This window comes from Streptomyces sp. SP18CS02 (assembly GCF_036322365.1).
Taxonomy (GTDB): domain Bacteria; phylum Actinomycetota; class Actinomycetes; order Streptomycetales; family Streptomycetaceae; genus Streptomyces.
Window position 1 is genome coordinate 265894 of sequence record NZ_JAQYXC010000289.1, and the last position, 22903, is coordinate 288796.

Here is a 22903-nt window from a genome sequence, read left to right on the forward strand (position 1 = left end):
TATGCTGCTGTCCGTGACCCTCCTCAGACGCCTGCATCCGCTGGACTGGCTCGCGGCAACGCTCCTGGCCCTGGGGCTGCTGGCGGTGGCCACCGGCCTGCTGCCGACGGGCCCGGCCTCGGACGTGCTGTCCAGGATCGGTCCGCTGCTGGTCTTCCTCGCCACGGTGATCGTGCTGGCCGAACTGACCGGGAAGGCCGAGGTCTTCGACGTGGTGGCCACCTGGGTGGCGCGGGCGGGCCGGGGCAGCTACGCGCTGCTGTTCGGGCTGTGCGTGGTGTTCGCCTCGGTCACCACCATCACGCTCAACCTGGACACGACGGCCGTGCTGCTGACCCCGGTGATGCTGGCGCTGGCCACCCGGGTGGGCATCGCGGCCGTGCCGCTGGCGATGACGACGGTCTGGCTGGCCAACACGGCGAGCCTGCTGCTGCCGGTGTCGAACCTGACCAACCTGCTGGCGGCGGAGCGGGTGGCGCTGTCGCCCTCACAGATGGCGTCCGTGATGTGGGGACCCCAGCTGGCGGCGATCGCCGCCACGATGGCGTGCCTGTGGATCTTCTACTGGCGGCGTGGCCGGCGTGGTGCGGAGAGTTATGTGCCCCCGCGGCGGCCGCGTCCCGTGGATCCGGTCCTGCTGCGGATCTGCGCGGTGGCGTGTGCCGGGTTCCTGCTGGCGCTGCTGGCCGACCTGGTGCCGCTGTGGGCGGCGTCCTCGACGGCGGCGCTGGTCGTGGTGGTGGCGTTCGCGGTGCGCCGCCGGGACGAACTGCGGTGGTCGCTGGTTCCGTGGCGGCTGCTGGTGCTGGTGCCCGGGATGTTCCTGGTGGTGGAGACGGTCAGCGCGCTCGGCATGGACCGGATACTCGCCTCGGCGATCGGCTCCGACCAGGGCCCGCTGGGGGTGCTGCGTACGGCGGCGGTGGGTGCGGGTTTCTCCAACGCCCTCAACAACCTGCCGGCGTACGTGGCGGGTGAGGCGGTGGTGCCCGCCGGCCACCACGATCAGCTGCTGGGTCTGCTGATCGGTGTCAATGTGGGTCCGCTGGTCACCCCCTGGGCCTCGCTGGCGACGCTGCTGTGGTTCGAGCGCTGCCGGTGGCACGGGACGCGGATCGCGCTGGGCCGTTTCATGACGACGAGTCTGGTGCTGGCCGTGACGGGCACGCTGGCGGCGACGGTGGCCCTGGCGGCCACCGCGTAGAGCCCCTCCCCTTCCGGCCCTGCCGGACCCTGCCTGCCTTCCGGCCCTCGCCTGCCGTTACGGCCCTTCCGGTCCTGCGCGCCCTTCCGGTTCCTTCCGGTCCCGCCGGATCCTGCCTGCCGCGCCCGCTCAGCGGCGTTCGAGGGCCGCGGCGACCTCCTCCAGTACGTAGGTGAGGGTCTCCGCGCGGGCGGCGACATAACTGCGCCCCGCGTCCGGCCCCGTGAAACCCGGGCGGAACCTGGCCCCGTCCAGGGTGCGCAGCTCCGCGCCGGCCTCGGCCGCCAGCAGCGCCCCGGCGGGCAGGTCGACGGCCTCGGCGCGGTAGCCGACGAACCCGTCGATGGTCCCGCGGGCCAGCAGGCTCCAGCCGAGCAGCGGCGCCCACAATTGCAGGACGCGCCGGCAGCGGCGCTCCAGCGCGCCGCGCAGCGCCGCCGCCGTGCCGTCGTCCCGGTCCACCGCGTGCCCCTGCGTCCAGGCCAGCACCGGTCCGCTCTGCGGCAGTTCGCCGCGCGGCCCGGGCAGCCGGGCGCCGTCGTCCCCGTGGGCGCCCTGCCCCGCGACGGCGTGCCAGGTGCGGCCGGTGACGGGTTCGTGGACGACGCCGAGGACCGGGGTGTCGCCGACGCACAGCCCGATGCCCACGACATAGGCGGGCAGCCCGATGGCCACGTTGTTGCTGCCGTCCAGCGGGTCGACGAGCCAGGTGCGGCGGGTGCCCGTGTCCAGGAGTCCCGCCTCCTCGGAAAGGATCCGGTCCTGCGGGAAGTGGCGGCGCAGCCGGGCGAGGATGAGCTCCTCGGCGGCGAGGTCGAGGTCGGTGACGACGTCTCCGTGCGCGCCCTTGGTGCGGATGGCCCTGGCGTCGGTGAAGTGGCCGCGCAGCAGCTGTCCGGTGGCTTCGGCGGCCGCGACGGCGACCCGCCGCTCGGCCGTGTAGGGGGATCGGTGGGGCGGGGCGGGACCGTCGACGCGGCCGACGGCGGGGCGGGTGGTGTCGGCCGGGCCGGCCCGGTCAGGCACACCGTTCGGCATGGATCCTCCCGAGGGCCGTCCGCACGGCCCGCATCGTTTCCTCGGTGCCGCACAGGCGGCGGGTCGTGCGGCGCGGCGGCCCGTCGAGCGGGCCCAGGGACAGGTCCCGGCCGCCGGTCAGGGAGCGCCCCCGTACGAGGGTGGCCGCCGCGCGCCCGGGCGGGACCACCGTGGTGTGGAACTCCCCCGCGCGCAAGGTGTACGTCTCGCCCGCGGGACTCACCCGCATGCGCCCCGGCTCGCCCCGCACGAGCCGTCCGGTGGGCCGTATCTCGTCGACGCCGTCCGGGGCGCTGTGCACCGCGAAGACGCGGTGGGTGGGGGCGACGGGGTCGTCCAGCACCCGCACGCCCACATTGCCCACCTCGCCGTACAGGACCGTGCTGTGCAGGTCCCAGCTGTGCGCGTGCCACGGCGGGACCGCGGACCGCTCGTCGGCGCCGGGGTCCTCGGGGTCCTCCGGGCCCTCGGGGTCCTCGCCGAAGAGGTGGACGCAGATGCCGTGCGGACCTCGTCTGACCAGCGGCAGGCACAGGAAGCCGAGCGGGTGGCGCACGGCCGGAAGACGCCGCTTCCCCGAGGCGATGTCCGCCAGGGCGAGTCCTGCGCTGTGCCGGTCCGTGGGGACCTCGGTGGACGGGCCGGCGCCGAAGGGCTCGGCGAAGAGCGGGTCGGGGACGGACAGGTCGGCGGCTGACGGGTCGGCGAAGAGCGGGTCGGGGACGGACAGGTCGGCGGCTGACGGGTCGGTGAAGAACGGGTCGGGGACGGACGGGTCCATGGCGGACGACTCACCTCCCGTAGGGATCCTCGGCGTGCAGGGCCTTCTCGATGATCTCGCCCACGTCTCCCTCGGTGAAGGTGCGGGGCAGCGGCAGCCCCAGCGCGTCGAAGAGCGTGCGCGTCTCGTCGACGGTGGGGGAGAGACTGAGCAGGGTGGCGTTGCGCAGATCGAGCGTGGTGGCCTGCTCCCGGCTCTGGTGCAGCTCGGTCAGGTAGTAGTCGTAGAGCGGCTGCCCGCGCCTGACCTGGAGGTTGACCCGCGCGGGGTCGTCCTGGGTGATGATCAGGCTGGAGTCGGAGAGATCGAAGCGCAGGGTGGGCACGATCGACGACAGATGGACGCCGATGTCCAGGGTGCTCAGCTGCATGCGGTACCAGCAGGCCGCGAGGACGGTCGCGTACGACTCCTTGCGGGCACGCCCGGCGGTCCAGGCCGCCGTGCCGGGCGGACGCGAGCCGGAGAACATCTGGCGGAACTGGGCGTAGGCGTTGCAGGCGCGCTCGTCGGCCGGGTTGAGGATCTCGATCTTCACATTGAGCTGGGAGCGGTTCTCCTTGGCCGCGCGGACGCACTGGGGCAGGGTGACGGCGCGCAGATAGGTGCCCGTGCCGCCCTTGAAGTACCAGAGGTTGGTGCCCTGCCGGGCCTCGCGCAGCGCGTCGCGGACCTCGTTGCCGGACAGCGAGCGGACCATGGTGAGGTCCTCGATGGCCCGGCGGGTGCCGGCCATGGCCTCCTGGATGGCGAGCGGGCGCCGGGTGCGTTCGGACAGGGAGCCGACGGCGAGCGCGCCGAGGACCACCAGGGTGGCGCCGGAGGCGAAGTCGGATTCGATGAGCCTGTCGCCGAAGATGTCCAGCACACCGACGGTCAGGCCGATGCCTGCCGCGAAGACCACTTCGAAGTTGCGCAGCGCGAAGGCCACAGCGCGTTCGATCCGGCCCGCCCGCGCCGCTGTCATGGGCGCACCCCCTCCCGGTCGGCCAACCGATCGTAGGAGACGCGGAGCCGTACCGACAGGGCGCACGGACGCGCACGGTCGCCGGGAAAGGGCGCAGCGCCTGCCATGGGTCCGGTCGGGGACTTGGCAGGCGCTGCTGTGTTCCGCACGCCGTTGTACGGGACGTATGGGGGCCCCGGGGGCCGCTGGGTCAGACCGTCAGGGCGCGGTCCGTCGGGCGGATCGGCGCGGGGAGCTCGCTGGCGCCCGTGAGGAACCGGTCCACTCCGCGGGCGGCCGAGCGGCCCTCCGCGATCGCCCAGACGATGAGCGACTGGCCGCGGCCGGCGTCACCGGCGACGAAGACGCCCTCGACATTGGTCGCGAAGTCCGCGTCGCGGGCCACATTACCCCGCTCGTCGAGCTCCAGGCCGAACTGCTGGACCAGACCGTTGGCCTGGTCGGTGCCGGTGAAGCCCATGGCGAGGGTGACCAGCTGGGCGGGGATCTTCCGCTCGGTGCCGGCCTTCTGCTCCAGCCTGCCGTCCTTGAACTCCACTTCCACGAGGTGGAGGAACTGGACGTTGCCGTCCTCGTCGCCTTCGAAGTGGGTGGTGGAGACGGAGTAGACCCGCTCGCCGCCCTCCTCGTGGGCCGAGGTGACCTTGTAGAGCATGGGGAAGGTCGGCCACGGCTGGTTGGCGTTCCGCTCCTCGCCCGGCCGGGGCATGATCTCCAGCTGGGTGACGGAGGCCGCGCCCTGGCGGTGGGCGGTGCCCACGCAGTCCGCGCCGGTGTCACCGCCGCCGATCACGACGACGTGCTTGCCCTCGGCGGTGATGGGGGGCGCCACGAAGTCGCCCTCCTGCACCTTGTTGGCGAGCGGCAGGTACTCCATCGCGAAGTGGATGCCGTTCAGCTCCCGGCCCGGGACGGGAAGGTCGCGCGAGACGGTCGCACCGGCGGCGACGACCACCGCGTCGTAGCGGCGGCGCAGCTTGGCGGCGTCGATGTCACGGCCGATCTCGACCTCGGTGCGGAACTTGGTGCCCTCCGCGCGCATCTGCTCGATGCGCCGGTTGATGTGCACCTTCTCCATCTTGAACTCGGGGATGCCGTAGCGCAGCAGGCCGCCGATGCGGTCGGCGCGCTCGTACACGGCGACCGTGTGACCGGCCCGGGTCAGCTGCTGGGCGGCGGCGAGTCCGGCCGGGCCCGAGCCGATGACGGCGACGGTCTTGCCGGACAGCCGCTCGGGCGGCTGCGGGGTGACGTCACCGGAGTCCCACGCCTTGTCGATGATGGAGACTTCGACGTTCTTGATGGTGACGGCCGGCTGGTTGATGCCGAGGACGCACGCCGACTCGCAAGGAGCCGGGCACAGACGGCCGGTGAACTCCGGGAAGTTGTTGGTGGCGTGCAGCCGCTCGGAGGCGGCCTGCCAGTCCTCGCGGTAGGCGTAGTCGTTCCACTCGGGGATGAGGTTTCCCAGCGGACAGCCGTTGTGGCAGAAGGGGATGCCGCAGTCCATGCAGCGCCCGGCCTGCTTGCTGATGATCGGCAGCAGGGAGCCGGGAACGTAGACCTCGTTCCAGTCCTTCAGCCGCTCGCCCACCGGACGGGTCCTGGCGACCTCGCGGCCGGTGGTGAGAAAGCCCTTGGGGTCAGCCATTGGTCGCCGCCTCCATCATCTTCTCGGTGGTCTCCTGCTCGGAGAGACCGGCGAGCTCAGCGGCGTCCTTGGCGGCGAGCACTGCCTTGTACGTGGTCGGGATGATCTTGCTGAAACGGTCCACCGATCCGGCCCAGTCGGCCAGGAGCTTCTCCGCGACGGTCGAGCCCGTCTCCTCCAGGTGGCGGCGCACGACGTCGTGCAGCCACACCTTGTCGTTCTCGTCCAGCGCCTCCACGGCGCCCAGGTTGCCGGAGTTGACGTTGTCCCGGTCGAGGTCGACGACGTACGCGACACCGCCCGACATGCCGGCCGCGAAGTTGCGGCCCGTCTCGCCGAGCACCACCGCGTGGCCACCGGTCATGTACTCGCAGCCGTGGTCGCCCACGCCCTCGGAGACCACCAGCGCACCGGAGTTGCGGACGCAGAACCGCTCGCCCGTGCGGCCCCGCAGGAACAGCTCGCCGCCGGTCGCGCCGTACGCGATGGTGTTGCCCGCGATGGTCGAGTACTCGGCCAGGTGGTCGGCGCCCCGGTCGGGACGGACGATCACGCGGCCGCCGGACAGGCCCTTGCCGACGTAGTCGTTGGCGTCGCCCTCCAGGCGCAGCGTCACACCGCGCGGCACGAACGCGCCGAAGGACTGGCCGGCCGAGCCGGTGAAGGTGATGTCGATGGTGTCGTCGGGCAGGCCCGCGCCACCGAACTTCTTCGTCACCTCGTGACCGAGCATGGTGCCGACGGTCCGGTTGATGTTACGGATCGCGACCTGGCCGCGGACCGGCTGGGCGTCCTCCGCGGTGGAGGCGCCGAGCGCCTCGGCCGCGAGCTGGATCAGCTGCTTGTCCAGCGCCTTCTCCAGGCCGTGGTCCTGCTCGGCGACCTGGTGGCGGACCGCGCCCTCGGGCAGCTCCGGCACGTGGAACAGCGGCTCCAGGTCGAGGCCCTGGGCCTTCCAGTGGGTGACGGCCTGGGTGGTGTCGAGCAGCTCGGCGTGGCCGACGGCCTCCTGCAGCGTACGGAAGCCGAGCTCGGCGAGCAGTTCGCGCACCTCCTCCGCGATGAACCGGAAGAAGTTGACGATGTACTCGGCCTTGCCGGAGAACCGGTCGCGCAGGACCGGGTTCTGCGTGGCGATACCGACCGGGCAGGTGTCCAGGTGGCAGACGCGCATCATGACGCAGCCGGAGACGACGAGCGGCGCGGTCGCGAAACCGAACTCCTCGGCGCCGAGCAGCGCGGCGATGACGACGTCACGGCCGGTCTTCAGCTGGCCGTCGGTCTGCACGACGATGCGGTCGCGCAGGCCGTTGAGCAGCAGGGTCTGCTGCGTCTCGGCGAGGCCGAGCTCCCAGGGGCCGCCCGCGTGCTTGAGCGAGGTGAGCGGCGAGGCGCCGGTGCCGCCGTCGTGGCCGGAGATGAGGACGACGTCCGCGTGGGCCTTGGAGACACCCGCGGCGACCGTGCCGACGCCGACCTCGGAGACCAGCTTCACGTGGATGCGGGCCGCCGGGTTGGCGTTCTTGAGGTCGTGGATCAGCTGAGCCAGGTCCTCGATGGAGTAGATGTCGTGGTGCGGCGGCGGGGAGATCAGGCCGACACCCGGGGTGGAGTGCCGGGTCCTGGCGACCCACGGGTAGACCTTGTGGCCGGGCAGCTGGCCGCCCTCGCCGGGCTTGGCGCCCTGGGCCATCTTGATCTGGATGTCGTCGGCGTTGACCAGGTACTCGCTCGTCACACCGAAGCGGCCGGAGGCGACCTGCTTGATGGAGGAACGGCGGGCCGGGTCGTACAGGCGGTCCGGGTCCTCGCCGCCCTCACCGGTGTTGGACTTGCCGCCCAGCTGGTTCATGGCGATGGCGAGGGTCTCGTGCGCCTCCTGGGAGATGGAGCCGTACGACATGGCGCCGGTGGAGAAGCGCTTGACGATCTCGGACGCCGGCTCGACCTCGTCGATGGGGATCGAGGGGCGGTCGGACGTGAAGCCGAACAGGCCGCGGAGCGTCATCAGGCGCTCGGACTGCTCGTTCACCCGGTCCGTGTACTTCTTGAAGATGTCGTAGCGGCCCGAGCGCGTGGCGTGCTGGAGGCGGAAGACCGTCTCCGGGTCGAACAGGTGCGGCTCGCCCTCGCGGCGCCACTGGTACTCGCCGCCGATCTCCAGCGCGCGGTGCGCGGAGGGGACGCCGGAGGCGGGGTACGCCTTGGCGTGGCGGGCGGCGACCTCCGTGGCGACGACGTCCAGGCCGGCGCCGCCGATCTTGGTGGCGGTGCCGTTGAAGTACTTCTCGACGAAGGCCTCGTCGAGGCCGACGGCCTCGAAGACCTGGGCGCCCCGGTAGGACGCGACGGTCGAGATGCCCATCTTGGACATGACCTTCAGGACGCCCTTGCCGAGGGCGTGGATCAGGTTGCGGATGGCCTGCTCGGGCTCCAGGCCCTCGATGAAGGTGCCGGCGCGGACCAGGTCCTCGACGGACTCCATGGCCAGGTACGGGTTGACGGCGGCCGCCCCGTAGCCGATGAGGAGCGCGACGTGGTGCACCTCGCGCACGTCGCCGGCCTCGACCAGCAGGCCGACCTGGGTGCGCTGCTTGGTGCGGATGAGGTGGTGGTGCACGGCGGCGGTGAGCAGCAGCGACGGAATCGGCGCGTGCTCGGCGTCGGAGTGCCGGTCGGAGAGCACGATCAGGCGGGCGCCGCCCTCGATGGCGGCGTCGGCCTCGGCGCAGATCTCCTCGATCCGGGCGGCCAGCGCGTCGCCGCCGCCGGAGACCCGGTAGAGCCCGGAGAGCGTGGCGGCCGTCATGCCGGGCATGTCGCCGTCGGCGTTGATGTGGATGAGCTTGGCCAGCTCGTCGTTGTCGATCACCGGGAACGGCAGCGTGACGCTGCGACAGGACGCGGCGGTCGGGTCCAGGAGGTTGCCCTGGGGGCCGAGCGAGGAGTACAGCGAGGTGACGAGCTCCTCGCGGATGGCGTCCAGCGGCGGGTTGGTGACCTGCGCGAAGAGCTGGGTGAAGTAGTCGAAGAGTAGCCGGGGGCGCTCGGAGAGGGCCGCGATCGGGGAGTCCGTGCCCATGGAGCCCAGCGGCTCGCCGCCGGTGCGGGCCATCGGCGCCAGGATGACGCGCAGCTCCTCCTCGGTGTAGCCGAAGGTCTGCTGGCGGCGGGTGACCGAGGCGTGGGTGTGGACGATGTGCTCGCGCTCGGGAAGGTCCTCCAGCTCGATCTCACCGGCCTCCAGCCACTCGGCGTACGGCTTCTCGGCGGCGAGACCGGCCTTGATCTCGTCGTCCTCGATGATCCGGTGCTCGGCGGTGTCGACGAGGAACATCCGGCCCGGCTGCAGGCGGCCCTTGCGGACGACCTTGGCGGGGTCGATGTCGAGGACGCCGACCTCGGAGGAGAGGACGACGAGGCCCTCGTCGGTGACCCAGTAGCGGCCGGGACGCAGACCGTTGCGGTCGAGAACCGCTCCGACCTGGACGCCGTCGGTGAAGGTGACACAGGCCGGGCCGTCCCAGGGCTCCATCATCGTGGAGTGGTACTGGTAGAAGGCGCGCCGGGCCGGGTCCATGGAGTCGTGGTTCTCCCACGCCTCGGGGACCATCATCAGGACGCTGTGCGGCAGCGAACGACCGCCGAGGTGGAGGAGCTCCAGGACCTCGTCGAAGGAGGCCGAGTCGGAGGCGTCCGGGGTGCAGACCGGGAAGATCCGCTCCAGCCTGTCGCCGCCGAAGAGGTCGCTGGCGAGCTGCGACTCCCGGGCGCGCATCCAGTTGCGGTTGCCCTTGACCGTGTTGATCTCGCCGTTGTGCGCGACGAAGCGGTACGGGTGGGCGAGCGGCCAGCTCGGGAAGGTGTTGGTGGAGAACCGGGAGTGGACGAGCGCGACGGCGGTGGCGAAGCGGCGGTCCGACAGGTCCGGGAAGAAGGGCTCCAGCTGCCCGGTGGTGAGCATGCCCTTGTAGACGATGGTGCGGGCGGAGAGCGACGGGAAGTACACGCCGGCCTCGCGCTCGGCACGCTTGCGCAGCAGGAACGCCTTGCGGTCCAGGGCGATGCCCGTGCTCTCGCCGTCGGCGACGAAGAGCTGGTGGAACGCCGGCATGGTGGCGCGGGCGGTGGCGCCGAGCAGCTCGGGGGCGACGGGGACCTCGCGCCAGCCGAGGACGTTCAGGCCCTCCTCGGACGCGATCGTCTCGATGCGCGAGACGATCTCCCCGCTGTCGCCGGTCGGCAGGAAGCCGGTGCCGACGGCGTACGCGCCGGCCTCGGGCAGCTCGAAGTCGGTGACCTCGCGCAGGAAGGCGTCCGGCACCTGGAGCAGGATGCCCGCGCCGTCGCCGGAGTCGGGCTCGGAGCCGGTGGCGCCGCGGTGCTCAAGGTTGCGCAGAACGGTCAGCGCCTGCTCGACCAGCGCGTGGCTGGCTACACCGGTAAGGGTGGCCACGAACCCGACACCACAGGCGTCGTGCTCGTTGCGGGGGTCGTACATACCCTGCGGGGCGGGGCGACCGTCCATGGGCGACCAGGCGTCGGAACGCATCGGCTCTCCCGTCGTCGTCGTGGCTGGGGGCACCTCCCAGACGGAGTCCGGGGGAGCACTGCCGAAGGGACGACGTTGGCCCTCCGCGAAATTTCGTGCAGGTTACATGATGGGGTGCTTCTCGAAAAGCGGATAGCACATTCCAGCATGCGGACACCGCTCGTAGCGGTGGAGTGTGGTCACAAGCGGACGGATCGGCGTCCGACGGCTCATGGGAAGCGGGCTTCGTTGCCCACAGCGTTAACGGCTCATGCCCTGTGGTCAGGGAATTGAAACCGCCGAGTAACGGCTATATATGTGCCGCGTTGCATAGTGTCTCACCGGCAGCGGGATCGTGCCATTGGACGTTCGTCACAACACCGCGCACAACAACGATGCGCCTTCCGGGCTTCCCCGGCATCCCCGGCCGTCCCGGCATCCCCTGCCCTCCGGCTTCCCCGGCCGGCCCGGGGCGCCTGGGGAAGCCGGGGAGGCCGGGACTCCTGGGGTGCAGGCGACCGAAGGCGCGGAGCCTTCACGACCCGGGCTCCCCGGGCAGGGGGCTCCCGGAGCCCGTCGGGGCGTGGACGCGCCGGGCCGCCGGACTACGCACCCGGGCAGGCTTCCGGGCGTACAGGGGCCCAGGCGTGCAGGGGCCCGGGCGTGCAGGGGCCCGGCCCGCACGGGCCCGGCTCCCCGGTCCGCGGCCTCCCGGCGCGGGCACCCCGGCTCCCCCGGGCCGTTCCCTCCCGCGCCGAAGCCCCCTGCGGCGAAGGGCCGAGGGGGCCGAGGAGCGCGGGACCGGGCGACCGGAGCCCGTACGGGCGGGGTCACCGCACCATCAGAGCGCGGCGCCGAACAGCACGCCCAGGGCGTAGGTGACGGCGGCCGCCGCGCCGCCCAGGGCCAGCTGCCGCAGACCGCTGTACCACCAGCTGCGCGCGGTCACGCGGGCCACGAGCGCACCGCATGCGAACAGCCCCACCAGGGCCAGCAGCACCGCCGGCCACAGCGCGGTCGCGCCGAGCAGATACGGCAGTACGGGCAGGAGCGCGCCGAGCGCGAACGATCCGAAGGACGAGACGGCGGCGACCGTCGGGGAGGGCAGGTCGTCGGGGTCGATGCCGAGCTCCTCGCGGGCGTGGATCTCCAGCGCCCGCTCCGGGTCCCTGGACAGCTGCATGGCCACCTCGCGGGCGAGCGCGGGCTCCACTCCACGCGCCACGTACAGCGCGGCCAGCTCCTCCATCTCGTCGACGGGGTGCTTGCGCAACTCACGCCGTTCGACGTCCAGTTCCGCCTGGACGAGCTCCCGCTGCGAGGCGACCGAGGTGTACTCGCCCGCCGCCATGGAGAAGGCACCGGCCGCCAGGCCGGCGAGGCCCGTGATGACGATGGTCTGCTGCGAGACGGCCCCGCCCGCCACACCCGTCATCAGGGCCAGGTTGGACACGAGCCCGTCCATCGCACCGAACACCGCCGGGCGCAGCCAGCCGCCGTTCACGTCACGGTGGGTGTGGTTGTCGCGGTGCGCCTCGTGAAGCGCGGCTTCGGTCTCGATGATGGACACGGCTCTCCCCTTGCTCCTCGGCGGCGGCCCCGAGGGGAGCCGCCCCCTTCAACACCCTCGAAAATACGCTCGATGTAAGGGTCTCGCCAGCAAGGCAGGCTTTACTTACCTGGTGTCAGCCGGGTGACAGGCGCGCCGATCGGGACATCCCCCGCGCCCCGCGTGGCACAGATCCAGGAACCGGACCGGTGCTCAGGAAGCAGGAACCGGACCGGTGCTCAGGAAGGGCGACACGATGGAGTCGACCGCATGCGGTCCCGCCCCTGGTGACACGGCGGTCCTGCGCGACCGTGCGCGGGGCGCGCTGCTCGGCCTGGCGGTCGGGGACGCCCTCGGCGCGCCGGCCGAGAACATGCGCCCCTCGGAGATCCGCCGGAGATGGGGCCGGATCGAAGGGTTCGTCACGGACAGCCCGGCGGGCACGGACGACACCGAGTACGCGATCTTCTCCGGACTGCTGCTCGCCCGGCACGGCTCGGCCCTGACCGTCCCCCATGTCGAGAAGGCGTGGCACCACTGGATCGCCGATCTCGACGAGGGGCCGTTCCGGGGGGCCGGCTTCAGCGAACGCGGCACCTTGGAGAATCTGCGGCGGGGCCTCGCGGCTCCCATCTCGGCGCAGCACCGGCACGCCTGGAGCGACGGCCTGGCCATGCGCGCGGCCCCCTTCGGCGTCTTCGCCGCGGGCCGTCCCGCCGAGGCGGCGCGGCTGGTCGCCATCGACGGCACGGTGAGCCACGACGGCGAGGGCATCTACGGCGGTCAGGCCGTCGCGGCGGGCGTGGCGGCGGCCATGTCCGGCGCGGGACCGGCCTCGATCATCGGCGCCGCCCTGTCGGTCGTCCCCATGGACTCCTGGACGGCCCGCTCGATGCGGCGCGCGGTCGTCGCGGCCCAGCGGATCCAGCCCGATCCGCTCACCCGGGAACGCACCGTCCGCTCGGCGGTGGTCATCGGCGGCTACCCGTGGACCGACCTGGCCCCCGAGGCGGTCGGGCTCGCCTTCGGCGCGTTCGCGGCGGCACGCGGCGATTTCCGCACCTCGGTACTGACCGCCGTCAACATGGGACGCGACGCCGACACGACGGCCGCGGTGGCCGGCGCCCTGGCCGGTGCGATGTCGGGCGCGGCGGCGATCCCCCCGGAGTGGGCCGCCTCCATCGGGCCGGTGCGCGGCAGCTGCCTGCCCTCGATGCGCGGCTATCACGTACTGGACATCGCCGACCTGCTCACCCCGTACGACGAGGACGCGGACGGCCCCGGCGGCACGGGCGGGACGGACGACCCCGGTGGCACGGGCGGCACAGGCGGCACAGGCGATAAAAGGGGTACCTCATGAGCCACGACACGCCCCCCGCGCGCCGTACCACCGGCCCTCCCCCGCCCACGCCGGGCCGCCCCCGCGGGCCCGGCACCGCGGAGCCCGGAGCGCCCGACCCCGTACCAGAGCACCCCGCCTCGCCGTCACCCCCTCGCGCATCCGGCCCGGAGCCCCACGCCTTCCAGCCAGCTCGGCCCCCTCACTCGGCATGCCGCCCGCGGCCCGGGGACCCGGAACCGGGACGCCCGGGGCCCGCATCGCCGTCCGGCACCACCGCACCCGGACCCGCTCCCGGGCCCCTGTCCGGGCCCGCAGGGACCGACCCCCGCCCGGGCACCACGGGAGCGCCGCCCGAGCGGGGCTCCGGTGGCGCCCGGACCACGCGCCCCGGCGGCGAGGCGCGTGGTCCGGGGAGTACGGCGCAAGCCGTGCCACCACCGCCGCAAGCGGACCCGCCCGGCGAGAGAACCACCGTACGGACCTACGGCCCCACCTCCCCCACCAGCAGCACCCCGCAGGGGGGCGGCCCCCTCGGAGGGCCCCCGCCGGCCGCGCGCCGGCGGGACGCCGACCGGATCGAGGGACTGCTGCTCGGACTCGCCGCGGGCGACGCCTCCGGCTGGCCCGCCGCCCGCCACCGCGCCGCGCGGATGCCCGAGTGGACCCGGCGGCTCACCCGCGAGCTCGACACGTTCGCCGAGCAGAACGCCACGACCACCCTCCCCGTCCCCATCGCTCTCAACCAGCCGCCCGAGCCCCTGCGCCTGGGCCCGTCGGACGACGCCGAATGGGCCGCCTTCACCGCGGAGACGGTGCTCCGCGCGGCGGGCGGCCTGTTCCGGGGGCTCCCCGCCGGGCGCCGCATGTGCGCCGCCGTCGACCTCGCCTGGAACTCCCTCGCGGCCGGGATCGCCGCTGCCGCCGAGCGCGCCCCCGAGGTCGAGTCGGCCGTCCTGCCGCTGCGCGCCCGCATCTCCGTACGCGCCGGCCTCGGCAACCTCGCCACCGGACTGCGCCCGCCCGCCACCGGCCACGACAACCCGCACTACTTCGACGACGCCGCCTGCGTCAGAGCGGCGGTTCTCGCGGTCGCCCACTCCGGCGATCCCCGTGCCGCCGCGGAACTCGCCGAGTTCGACGCCCGCTACACCCAGGACGGTGACGGCGTCCACGGCGCCCGCGCCATGGCCTCCGCCGTCGCCGCGGCCCTCGGCGGCGCACCGGTCGACGACGCCGTGGACGCCGCGCTCGACCAGCTCCCGCCCGCCACCGAGATCGGCCGCAACGCCCAGCACGCCGTCAGGCTCGCCCGCAGTTTCGGCGCCGGGACCTCCAGCGCCTTCGAGATCGTCCCGCTGCTGGAACACCAGATCGTCGACCACGTCTACAGCTACGGCATCGCCGCGGCCGAGACCGTCCCGGTCGCCCTCGCGCTCGCCACCGCCGCCCGCGGCAAGGTGGGTGACGCGGTGCCCGCCGCCGCCTGTCTCTCCCGGGTCGCGGACTCCGCGCCCGCGCTGGCCGGCGCGCTGACCGGTGCGCTGAGCGGTGGCGGCGGAGTGCCCGCCACCTGGCGCGACGCCTGCCGGACCCTCGCCGGCTGTGCGCTCCCCCGCCTCGCGGGCACCGATCTGGTGGAACTCGCCGAGCGGCTGGCACACACGGAACTCGCCACCCCGGGTGGACAATTCCGACATGACCACCCCTACCACCCTCACACTCGAGGACCGGATCACCGGCAGCCTCATCGGAGCCGCCGTCGGTGACGCCCTCGGCGGTCCGGTCGAGGGCTACACGCCGGAACAGATCACGGAACGCCACGGCGGCCGCGTCACCGGCATCGTCGGACCCTGGAACGGTGACGCCTGGCGCACCGCCCGCCCCATCGCCCCCTACCACAAGGGCGACGGGCACGTCACCGACGACACCCTGATGACCCATGCGCTGATCCGGGTCTACGACCGGGTCCGTGATCACCTCGACGCCTACGCCGTCGCCGACCACCTCGTCCCGGACCTGATCTCCACCCCTCGCTGGATCCCGGAACTCGAAGCCGAGGCCCTCCCCCTCCAGCGCGTCTTCCTCGCCGAGAAGTGGCTGGTCGCCCGCCTCCACTACGGCCATGTGGACCCCCGCGAGGCGGGCTGCGGGAACATCGTCAACTGCGGCGCCGCGATGTACATGGCACCGGTCGGACTGGTCAACGCGGCCAACCCGCCCGCCGCGTACGCCGAGGCCCTCGACATCGCCGGCGCCCACCAGTCCTCGTACGGCCGCGAGGCCGCGGGGGTGTTCGCGGCGGCGGTCGCCGCCGCCTGCCTGCCGGGCGCCACCCCGGACACCGTCGTCGACGCGGCCCTCGCGCTCGCCAAGGACGGCACGCGCGCCGCGATCGAGGCGGTCTGCGAAGTCGCCTCCCGGCACACCGACTTCGAGTCGGCCCTCGGACCGCTGCGGGACGCGGTGGCCCCCTTCGACACGGTGGGACCCGACTACCGCGCGCCGTCCCTCGCCGCCCGCCGTCCCTCCCGGCTGCACTCCATCGAGGAACTCCCCATCGCCCTCGGCGCCCTGCTCGTCGGCCGGGGCGACTACCGCCGTACCGTGCTGACCGCCGTCAACTACGGACGGGACTGCGACTCGATCGCCACGATGGCCGGTGCCATGGCGGGCGCGCTGCACGGCGAGGGCCCGATCCCCGCCGACTGGCCCAAGCGGGTCGCCGAGGCGAGCCGCCTCGATCTGCACGGCCCCGCGGCCGTACTGGCCGGGGTGACGCGTGAGGTCTTCACCCGGGACGCCACCCGCCGCCGCGCCCATGAGGCGGCGTTCGCCACCCTGGCGCCGCGGGCCGGGGGGACACGGTGAACGTGCGCCTCACCTGGGTCCAGCCGGAGGACCTGATCGGGCACGAACTGCGCCAGGCCGCCGAGGACGGCCGCAACGCCGCCGCCGTCGAGGCGCGCTGGCTCGCCGCCGGCGGCGCCCCGGCCCCCGTCTCGACCGGGGCGTCGGCCACCCCCGCGCCCCCGCACCTGCGCGGCCTCGCCGAGCGCCTGCTGGACGAACTGGCCGCTCTACCCAGCCCGTTGGCCCCGGCCGAGCCCACCCTCCTGGCGCAGATCAAGCGCGCCTGCCCCCACTGGCCGGGCTCCTCCCCCGCAGGGCGCTCCACCTCGTACGGCGGGCAGTCCGAGGACACCGGGCAGCCGCCCCGCAGCCCCGGACCGGATCCCGGCTCCGCCTCGGCGGGACCGTCCACGCGGACCGGTCCCCCCGGCCCACAGGGACACACGCATCCCCCCGGCCCCACCCGACGGACCCGACGGAGCGGGCGGACCGCGGAAGCCGAGGAGACCCCGGCCTTCCGGGCCGGCCCCGCCCTCCCGCCCGCCCCGGCACTCCCCTGCTCTTCCACGCCATCGGGCACGGTGTCCGCGCCCGGACTCGCCGAGCGCCTGCACGCCTCCTGGCTCGGCCGCGCCGCCGGGTGCCTCCTCGGCAAACCCGTCGAAAAACTCCCCCTCCCCGCCATCCGCGCCCTCGCCCGGGCCACCGGGAACTGGCCCCTGAACGACTGGTTCACCGCCAGGGGCGTACCGCCCGCGCTCGCCGCGGCGCATCCCTGGAACCGCCGGTCCGCCGCCACCTCGCTCGCCGAGAACATCGACGGCATGCCCGAGGACGACGACCTCAACTACCCCCTTCTCAATCTGCTGCTCCTCCAGCGCTACGGCCCGGGGTTCGGCACCGACGACGTCGCCCGCCTATGGCTGGACGAGCTCCCCGCCGGCCGTACCTTCACCGCCGAGCGGATCGCCTACCGCAACCTCCTCTCCGGCCTCGAACCACCACTGACCGCCACCCGCCGCAACCCCTTCCGTGAGTGGATCGGGGCCCGGATCCGCGCCGACGTCCACGGCTGGACCCACCCGGGCGACCCGGCCGCCGCCGCGGAACAGGCGTACCGCGACGCGGCCCTCACCCACACGGCGAACGGCGTCTACGGGGCGATGTTCACCGCGGCCGTCATCGCCACCGCGAGCTCCGGCACCGCCGATGTGCACGAGTCGCTCGCGGCCGGCCTCACGGTCGTCCCCCCGGATTCCAGGCTCGCCCGGGCCGTCCGCTTCGGCATCGCCACGGCCCGCGCCCACGCCGACTTCGACGCCGTGGCCGACCGTCTCCATGCCGCCTACCGCGCCTACCACTGGGTGCACGCCGTCCCGAACACCGCCCTCCTCTCCGCCGCGCTCACCCACGCCGACGGCGACTTCACCCACTCCATCTGCCGCGCCGTGTCGGGAGGCTGGGACACCGACTCCAACGGCGCCACCGCCGGTTCCGTGGCCGGCCTGCTGGCCGGCCACCCCGAAGCGATGCCCGAGCGCTGGACCTCACCCCTCAAGAACCGGCTCACCACCTCCGTCCACACCTTCGACGGCATCGGCTTCGACACCCTCGCCGCGCTCACCCTTCAGGAGGCACTCCGCTCATGACCCATATCGCGGTGCTCGGCAGCACCAACATGGATCTCGTCGCCTATGTGAGCCGGGCTCCCAAGCTCGGCGAGACCGTCACCGGACGCAAGTTCCGGACCGTGCCCGGCGGCAAGGGGGCCAACCAGGCCGTCGCGGCCGCACGCGCCGGCGCCGACGTCACGATGATCGGCGCCGTCGGCTCCGACGAGTTCGGCTCGCGGCTGCGCGCCGGTCTCGACAGCGCCGGCGTGGACACCGACTTCCTGCGCACCACCGAAGGGCCGTCCGGTACGGCCCACATCGTGGTCGACGACGAGGGCGGCAACGCGATCGTCGTCATCCCCGGAGCGAACGGCACCGTCACCTCCCTCTCCCCCGGCGACGAAGCCCTCATCGCCACCGCCGACGCCCTGCTGCTCCAGCTCGAACTCCCCCTCTCGGCCGTCACGGCGGGTGCGGAAGCCGCCCGCCGCCACGGCGTCCGTACGATCCTGACCCCCGCGCCCGCGCGGCCCCTGCCCCGCGAGCTCCTCGCCGCGACGGATCTGCTGGTGCCCAACGAGCACGAGGCCGCCGTCCTCACCGGTCTCGCCGACCCGCTGTCGGCGGCCGAGGCGCTGCTGCGTGACGTCCCCGAGGTCGTCATCACCCTCGGCTCCTCCGGCAGCCTCCACGCGGCCCGGGGCACCCGCCCGCTCACGGTCCCCGCCCCGCGGGTCCGGGCGGTCGACACCACAGCGGCGGGTGACACCTTCGTCGGTGCCCTGGCGGTCGCGCTCGGCGAGGGCAGGCCCGTACCGGACGCGCTGGCGTGGGCGTCGGCGGCCGCGGCGCTCTCGGTACAGCGCCCCGGGGCCTCGTCGTCCATGCCGTACCGCACGGAGATCGACGCGTGATGACTCCTGCCGCCGCTCCCCTCCCCCCTCTCCACGGACTGCGCGTCCTCGACCTCGCGACCCTCTTCGCCGGCCCCCTCGCGGCCACCATGCTCGGCGACTTCGGCGCGGACGTCATCAAGATCGAGCATCCGCGCAAGCCGGACCCCTCCCGCGGCCACGGCCCCTCCAAGGACGGCATCGGCCTCTGGTGGAAACTGCTCGGCCGCAACAAGCGCACCGTCACCCTCGACCTGTCGACGCCGGGCGGCCGTGACGCGCTGCTGCGACTGGCCGCCACCGCCGATGTCGTCATCGAGAACTTCCGGCCCGGCACCCTGGAGAGATGGGGCCTCGGCTGGCCCGAACTGTCCACCGTCAACGAGGCACTGGTCCTCACCCGGGTCACGGCCTTCGGCCAGTTCGGCCCCTACTCCCGTCGGCCCGGCTTCGGCACGCTCGCGGAGGCGATGAGCGGTTTCGCGGCGATCACCGGCGAACCGGACGGCCCGCCCACCCTCCCGCCCTTCGGTCTCGCCGACTCCATCGCCGCCCTGGCCACGGCCTACGCGGTGATGACGGCCCTCGCCTCCCGCACGGCCACCGGCCGCGGCCAGGTCGTCGACATGGCCATCATCGAACCGATCCTCACCGTGCTGGGCCCCCAGCCGCTCTGGTACGACCAGCTCGGCTACGTACAGCCCCGCACCGGCAACCGCTCCCGCAACAACGCCCCCCGCAACACCTACCGCACCTCCGACGGCAGCTGGCTGGCCGTCTCCACATCCGCCCAGTCGATCGCCGAACGCGTCATGGTGCTGGTCGGCCGCCCGGACCTGATCGACGAGCCCTGGTTCGCCGAGGGCACCTCCCGGGCCGACCACTCCGACGTGCTGGACGAGGCGGTCGGCTCCTGGATCGCCCGGCACACCCGCGACGAGGCCATGGCCGCCTTCGAGAAGGCCGAGGCGGCGATCGCCCCGATCCACGACATCCGTGACGTGATGAGCGACCCCCAGTACCGCGCGCTGGACAGCGTCACCGAGGTCCTCGATCCGGAGCTCGGCCCCCTCCGCATGCAGAACATCCTCTTCCGCCTCTCCGAGACCCCCGGCGCCATCCGCTGGTCCGGCCGCCCGCACGGGGCGGACACGGAGGCCGTCCTCACCGAACTGGGCCTGTCGGCCCGGGAGATCGACACACTGCGCACCGAGGGTGCCGTATGACATCCACGCCCCTGACCTGGCTGTACGCCCCTGGAGACCGCCCCGAGGTCGTGGCGAAGGCCATGCGGTCCGGAGCCGACGTGGTAGTCGTCGATCTGGAGGACGCGGTGGCTCCGGACCGCACGGCATACGCCCTGGCCGCCACCACCGAGCTCCTCTCCTCGCCCCATCCCGTCCCGGTCCACGTCCGGCTCCCCACCACGCACCGCAGCCCGCGCGGCACCGCCGTGATCGCGTCATTGGCCTCCCTCCCCGGCCTCTGCGCACTCCGTGTCCCCAAGGTGACACACAGCACTGACATCCACCGGATCGCGGCGCTCGCGGCCGGCGTCCCGCTCCACCCGCTGCTGGAATCCGCGCTCGCCATCGAGCACGCCCACGCCATCGCCACCGCCCATCCGGCGGTCCGCGGCATCTCCATCGGCGAGGCCGACCTCCGCGCCGACCTGGGGCTGCCGGACGACCGGGGTCTCGACTGGTCCCGCGGCCGCGTCGTGGTGGCCGCCCGCGCGGCGGGCCTGCCCCCGCCGGCCCAGTCGGTCCACCCCGACATCCGGGACCTGGAGGGACTGGCCGCGTCCTGCGCGCACGGCCGCGCCCTCGGCTTCCTCGGCCGGGCGGCCATCCACCCCCGCCAGCTGCCGGTGATCGAGCGGGCCTATCTGCCCACGCCCGCGGAGATCGCGGCGGCCGAGGAGATCGTCGAGGCGGCGGCCGTCGATCCGGGCGCACTGGCCCTGCCGGACGGGCGCTTCGTCGACGCCGCGGTCGTGGCGGCCGCCCGCCGCACCCTGTCCCTCACCCGTCGCGGCTGACCCTGCCCACACCTGCCCCCGCCCCGCCGTACACGGCCCGTCACACCCCCGGCCCGTCACACCCCCGGCCCGCCGCCCACCAGGCGCCCGCCGGCCCCGACCGCGCAACCAGCGCCCCGGAACCGGCACCCCCGGCCCGCACGCACGGCCCCGCACGCGAACCGCCCCGCCCGGCCGTACACGGCCCGCCACGCACGAAGCGGCCGCCGGAACCATGAGGTTCCGGCGGCCGCCGCGCACCACTCCCGGGTCAGCGCTTCTCGGCCGACTCCGCCGTCTCCGCCGACTTGACGGGCTTGACCGCCTTGGGGGACCTGACCGCCTTGGCGGACTTGACCTTGTCGGCCCCGCCCCCGGAGGCGGCGGTGCCGGGCACCGCGTCCGCCTCCGTGTTCCCTCCGTCGCCCGCGGCGGCCGTGTCCGCCGACGCGTCGGCCGCCTCGGGCTCCACGACCTCCTCGCGTCCGGGCCGCATCCGCGACGAGATCACGATGTACGCGACCGCCAGCAGGAAGACCACGATCGCCGTCCACACATTGAGCCGCAGGCCCAGCACGTGGTGGGCCTCGTCGACCCGCATGTACTCGATCCAGCCGCGTCCCGCGCAGTACGCCGCGACGTACAGCGCGAACGCCCGGCCGTGACCCAGCGTGAATCGGCGGTCCGCCCAGATCACCAGGAAGGCGACGCCCACGCACCACAGCGACTCGTACAGGAAGGTCGGGTGGTACAGCCCGGCCTCGCGGTTCGCGCCTTCGCTGATCCTCAGCGCCCAGGGCAGATCGGTCGGCCTGCCGTACAGCTCCTGGTTGAACCAGTTGCCCCAGCGCCCGATCGCCTGGGCGAAGGCGATACCGGGCGCGATGGCGTCCGCGTACGCCGGGAGCGGGATGCCGCGGCGCCGGCAGCCGATCCAGGCGCCCACCGCGCCGAGCGCGATGGCGCCCCAGATACCGAGGCCGCCCTCCCAGATCTTGAAGGCGTCGACCCAGTCCTCACCCTCGCTGAAGTACAGCTGGTAGTCGGTGATGACGTGGTAGAGCCGGCCACCGATCAGGCCGAAGGGCACCGCCCAGACGGCGATGTCGGCCACGGTGCCGGCTTTGCCGCCCCGGGCGATCCAGCGCTTGTTGCCGTACCAGACGGCGACGAAGACACCGATGATGATGCAGAAGGCATAGCCGCGCAGCGGGAGCGGTCCGAGATGGATCACGCCGGTCGACGGGCTGGGAATGTAGGCAAGGTCCATGGCAGGACCGACGCTACCCTGCCGGGCGGGAGACGGGACACCCACCCGGCAAAGACTGCATAACGAGCGTGCTCCGGCGGTCTCAGCCCACCTCGGGCGACTCCGGCGCGTCGGACTGCGAGGACGAGCCCGACCACGAGTCCGTCTCGGCCGAGGTCGATCCGGAACCAGAGCCGGACCCGGTGTCGGACCCGGTGTCGGACCCGGCGTCGGACCCGGATTCGGAGCCGGGAGCGGAAGAGCCGGAATCGGTGTCGGGATCGGCGTCGGACCCGGATCCGGAACCCGACTCACGGGCCGGCGAGGGAGCCGTCGCGGAGGCTGGCGCGGAGGCCGGCGCGGAGGCGGGTGCCGACGGGAAGGCCGTGCCGGGCTTCTTGCCCTTGTTCGCCGCCGCGACCCACTTCTTCAGGTTGTCCGGGGAGATCTGTTCACTGCCCTTGGCCGGGAAGACCGATTCGCCGTTGAGCAGCACCGTCGGGGTCCCCCGGAAATCACCGCCGCGGAACGCCTCGTCGGACTTGTTCACCCAGCTGTCGTGCTTGCCCTCGGTGACGCAGCCTCGGAAGGCCGGGGTGTCCAGCCCGTCCACCTTGGCCGCCAGGGCGAACAGCGTCTCGTCCTTGGCGAAGGCGTCGTCCGTCTCGGAGGGCTGGTTCTTGTAGAGCACGTCGTGGTACGGCGAGAACTTCCCGGCGTCCTGGGCACAGGCCGCCGCGTTGGCCGCGTTGAGCGATCCGGTGCCGCCCATGTTGCCGTCGATGATGGTGGCGAGTCGGTACTCGGTCCTGAGCTGCCCGGACTCCTCCAGTTCGTGGATGGTGTCCCGGAAGCCGTTCTCGAACTGGGCGCAGGCCGGGCAGCGGAAGTCCTCCCACACCGTGAGCGTGGAGGGCGCGTCGGCCGCGCCGACGGACAGTGCCAGCCGTCCGTCACCCGTGGCGCCCGACGGCGCGGCGACGGCTCCGGAGCCCGAGCTGTCGCTCTTGTCGCCGGTGTTGGCGGCGATGACCCCGACCACCGCGGCGAGGCCGAGCACGCCCACGACGGCCGCCGAGACGATCAGCGTGCGCCTGCGCCTCTCCCGCGCCTTCTCCTGCTCGCGTTCGATCTGGAGCCGTTCACGCGCGCTCCGCTTCCCTGCACTGTTCTTCTCGCTCACGCCCACAGCAACGAACCGGGGAGGCGCCCGCGCGC

General features: G+C 73.2%; 15 protein-coding genes and 1 pseudogene. 8 read left to right on the top strand and 8 right to left on the bottom strand.

Annotation, left to right across the window (positions count from 1 at the left end; translation table 11 throughout):
• The first annotated feature begins 1 nt into the window (after position 1).
• Complete coding sequence (locus PUR26_RS21550) at positions 2-1204, top strand: SLC13 family permease (RefSeq protein WP_443077128.1); 1203 nt, start codon at positions 2-4, stop codon at positions 1202-1204.
• 129 nt (positions 1205-1333) lie between these two features.
• On the opposite strand, the gene PUR26_RS21555 is transcribed toward PUR26_RS21550, so the two are convergent.
• From PUR26_RS21555 to PUR26_RS21580, 6 genes are all read right to left on the bottom strand, one after another.
• Positions 1334-2242, bottom strand: coding sequence for an inositol monophosphatase family protein (locus PUR26_RS21555; RefSeq protein WP_329874081.1), 909 nt, complete (start codon positions 2240-2242; stop codon positions 1334-1336).
• Positions 2223-3023: a hypothetical protein gene (locus PUR26_RS21560; protein WP_329874082.1), complete on the bottom strand. Its 801-nt coding sequence runs from the start codon at positions 3021-3023 to the stop codon at positions 2223-2225. Before PUR26_RS21560 ends, PUR26_RS21555 begins: the two co-directional genes overlap by 20 nt.
• Positions 3024-3033: 10 nt before the next feature.
• Positions 3034-3987, bottom strand: a complete 954-nt coding sequence (locus tag PUR26_RS21565) for a hypothetical protein (protein ID WP_329874083.1) — start codon at positions 3985-3987, stop codon at positions 3034-3036.
• 190 nt (positions 3988-4177) lie between these two features.
• Entirely contained in the window at positions 4178-5638 is a 1461-nt protein-coding gene (locus PUR26_RS21570) for a glutamate synthase subunit beta (protein WP_329874084.1), read from the bottom strand.
• Positions 5631-10190, bottom strand: coding sequence for a glutamate synthase large subunit (gltB, locus tag PUR26_RS21575; RefSeq protein ID WP_329874085.1), 4560 nt, complete (start codon positions 10188-10190; stop codon positions 5631-5633). Before gltB ends, PUR26_RS21570 begins: the two co-directional genes overlap by 8 nt.
• 820 nt (positions 10191-11010) lie before the next feature.
• Positions 11011-11739 carry a VIT1/CCC1 transporter family protein gene (locus PUR26_RS21580; protein ID WP_329874086.1) on the bottom strand — a complete coding sequence of 243 codons (729 nt, stop codon included), beginning with the start codon at positions 11737-11739 and terminating at the stop codon, positions 11011-11013.
• Positions 11740-11974: 235 nt separating this feature from the next.
• Here PUR26_RS21580 and PUR26_RS21585 point away from each other — a divergent pair, with 235 nt between their 5' ends.
• The 7 genes from PUR26_RS21585 to PUR26_RS21615 all read left to right on the top strand — a co-directional run bounded on the left by PUR26_RS21585 (position 11975) and on the right by PUR26_RS21615 (position 20457).
• Positions 11975-13078: an ADP-ribosylglycohydrolase family protein gene (locus tag PUR26_RS21585; protein ID WP_329874087.1), complete on the top strand. Its 1104-nt coding sequence runs from the start codon at positions 11975-11977 to the stop codon at positions 13076-13078.
• A gap of 410 nt (positions 13079-13488) precedes the next feature.
• Complete coding sequence (locus PUR26_RS21590) at positions 13489-14826, top strand: ADP-ribosylglycohydrolase family protein (RefSeq protein WP_443077129.1); 1338 nt, start codon at positions 13489-13491, stop codon at positions 14824-14826.
• The gene (locus PUR26_RS21595; protein ID WP_329874088.1) at positions 14756-15928 is read left to right on the top strand and encodes an ADP-ribosylglycohydrolase family protein; all 1173 of its coding nucleotides are present in this window, start codon (positions 14756-14758) and stop codon (positions 15926-15928) included. Before PUR26_RS21590 ends, PUR26_RS21595 begins: the two co-directional genes overlap by 71 nt.
• Positions 15925-17559, top strand: a complete 1635-nt coding sequence (locus PUR26_RS21600; RefSeq protein ID WP_329874089.1) for an ADP-ribosylglycohydrolase family protein — start codon at positions 15925-15927, stop codon at positions 17557-17559. The genes PUR26_RS21595 and PUR26_RS21600 overlap by 4 nt, the downstream gene beginning before the upstream one ends.
• Positions 17556-18437, top strand: coding sequence for a ribokinase (rbsK, locus tag PUR26_RS21605; RefSeq protein ID WP_329874090.1), 882 nt, complete (start codon positions 17556-17558; stop codon positions 18435-18437). The genes PUR26_RS21600 and rbsK overlap by 4 nt, the downstream gene beginning before the upstream one ends.
• The gene (locus PUR26_RS21610; RefSeq protein ID WP_329874290.1) at positions 18437-19642 is read left to right on the top strand and encodes a CaiB/BaiF CoA transferase family protein; all 1206 of its coding nucleotides are present in this window, start codon (positions 18437-18439) and stop codon (positions 19640-19642) included. The genes rbsK and PUR26_RS21610 overlap by 1 nt, the downstream gene beginning before the upstream one ends.
• Positions 19639-20457, top strand: a complete 819-nt coding sequence (locus PUR26_RS21615; protein WP_329874091.1) for an HpcH/HpaI aldolase/citrate lyase family protein — start codon at positions 19639-19641, stop codon at positions 20455-20457. Before PUR26_RS21610 ends, PUR26_RS21615 begins: the two co-directional genes overlap by 4 nt.
• A 250-nt stretch (positions 20458-20707) precedes the next feature.
• Here PUR26_RS21615 and lgt read toward each other — a convergent pair whose 3' ends face one another.
• Positions 20708-21706 carry a prolipoprotein diacylglyceryl transferase gene (gene lgt / locus PUR26_RS21620; RefSeq protein ID WP_329874092.1) on the bottom strand — a complete coding sequence of 333 codons (999 nt, stop codon included), beginning with the start codon at positions 21704-21706 and terminating at the stop codon, positions 20708-20710.
• A 340-nt stretch (positions 21707-22046) separates the two neighbouring features.
• Positions 22047-22868: pseudogene (locus tag PUR26_RS21625) on the bottom strand (thioredoxin domain-containing protein); the annotation flags it as partial.
• Positions 22869-22903 lie beyond the last annotated feature (35 nt).